This window comes from Brevibacterium sp. H602, assembly GCF_051172395.1.
In the GTDB taxonomy this organism is placed as follows: Bacteria; Actinomycetota; Actinomycetes; order Actinomycetales; family Brevibacteriaceae; genus Brevibacterium.
Genome location: NZ_JBPIZD010000051.1, coordinates 1 through 1,925, shown reverse-complemented (window position 1 = coordinate 1,925; position 1,925 = coordinate 1). Strand labels below are relative to the sequence as shown.

The window sequence follows — 1,925 nt, the reverse complement described above, 5'->3', positions numbered from 1 at the left end:
TTTGTGTGGTGTGGTGATGGGTGTGTGTTTGTGGTTTGAGAATCCAATAGCGTGTTTGTTTGAACAAGTTGTGATGCCAGAACATTTATTATTTTCTGGTGAGACAATCATCTGGCCAAACAGTGGTTCACCCTCGTGTGGGTGGTTCTTCGCCGAACCGTCCGCCGTTCAGTGGGGTGGATGATTGTGTTTGGTCAGTGTTTTTTTGGTCAACCTTCTCACCCCGTGAGGGGTTGGCTGTCTTGCTGGGATTCATTCGTAACATAATTTTTTTATGGAGAGTTTGATCCTGGCTCAGGACGAACGCTGGCTGCGTGCTTAACACATGCAAGTCGAACGCTGAAGCCCGAAGCTTGCTTCTGGTGGATGAGTGGCGAACGGGTGAGTAACACGTGAGTAACCTGCCCCTGATTTCGGGATAAGCCTGGGAAACCGGGTCTAATACCGGATACGACCGACCCTCGCATGAGGGTTGGTGGAAAGTTTTTCGATCGGGGATGGGCTCGCGGCCTATCAGCTTGTTGGTGGGGTAATGGCCTACCAAGGCGACGACGGGTAGCCGGCCTGAGAGGGCGACCGGCCACACTGGGACTGAGACACGGCCCAGACTCCTACGGGAGGCAGCAGTGGGGAATATTGCACAATGGGGGAAACCCTGATGCAGCGACGCAGCGTGCGGGATGACGGCCTTCGGGTTGTAAACCGCTTTCAGCAGGGAAGAAGCGAAAGTGACGGTACCTGCAGAAGAAGTACCGGCTAACTACGTGCCAGCAGCCGCGGTAATACGTAGGGTACGAGCGTTGTCCGGAATTATTGGGCGTAAAGAGCTCGTAGGTGGTTGGTCACGTCTGCTGTGGAAACGCAACGCTTAACGTTGCGCGTGCAGTGGGTACGGGCTGACTAGAGTGCAGTAGGGGAGTCTGGAATTCCTGGTGTAGCGGTGAAATGCGCAGATATCAGGAGGAACACCGGTGGCGAAGGCGGGACTCTGGGCTGTAACTGACACTGAGGAGCGAAAGCATGGGGAGCGAACAGGATTAGATACCCTGGTAGTCCATGCCGTAAACGTTGGGCACTAGGTGTGGGGGACATTCCACGTTCTCCGCGCCGTAGCTAACGCATTAAGTGCCCCGCCTGGGGAGTACGGTCGCAAGGCTAAAACTCAAAGGAATTGACGGGGGCCCGCACAAGCGGCGGAGCATGCGGATTAATTCGATGCAACGCGAAGAACCTTACCAAGGCTTGACATACACTGGACCGTTCTGGAAACAGTTCTTCTCTTTGGAGCTGGTGTACAGGTGGTGCATGGTTGTCGTCAGCTCGTGTCGTGAGATGTTGGGTTAAGTCCCGCAACGAGCGCAACCCTCGTTCTATGTTGCCAGCACGTGATGGTGGGAACTCATAGGAGACTGCCGGGGTCAACTCGGAGGAAGGTGGGGATGACGTCAAATCATCATGCCCTTTATGTCTTGGGCTTCACGCATGCTACAATGGCTGGTACAGAGAGAGGCGAACCCGTGAGGGTAAGCGAATCCCTTAAAGCCAGTCTCAGTTCGGATCGTAGTCTGCAATTCGACTACGTGAAGTCGGAGTCGCTAGTAATCGCAGATCAGCAACGCTGCGGTGAATACGTTCCCGGGCCTTGTACACACCGCCCGTCAAGTCACGAAAGTCGGTAACACCCGAAGCCGGTGTCCCAACCCTTGTGGAGGGGGCCGTCTAAGGTGGGACTGGTGATTGGGACTAAGTCGTAACAAGGTAGCCGTACCGGAAGGTGCGGCTGGATCACCTCCTTTCTAAGGAGCACACATCAGAACCCCAACGCAGTGACCGAATGTGTCATCTGGTTGGGAGCTCAAGGGTGGAACATCACTTCTTCCGCTCATACCTTCCAGCGTTGTCCGGTGACTGCCGTGTCGATGTTG

General features: G+C 54.9%; 1 protein-coding gene and 1 rRNA gene. Both read left to right on the top strand.

All coding sequences use genetic code 11. The features are described 5' to 3' along the window. A partial coding sequence (locus ACSBQT_RS17830; protein ID WP_435002205.1) for a hypothetical protein occupies positions 1–184 on the top strand: 184 nt, incomplete at its 5' end. Positions 185–271: 87 nt separating this feature from the next. Continuing rightward, a 16S ribosomal RNA gene (locus tag ACSBQT_RS17825) occupies positions 272–1,796 on the top strand. The last annotated feature ends 129 nt before the right edge of the window (positions 1,797–1,925 follow it).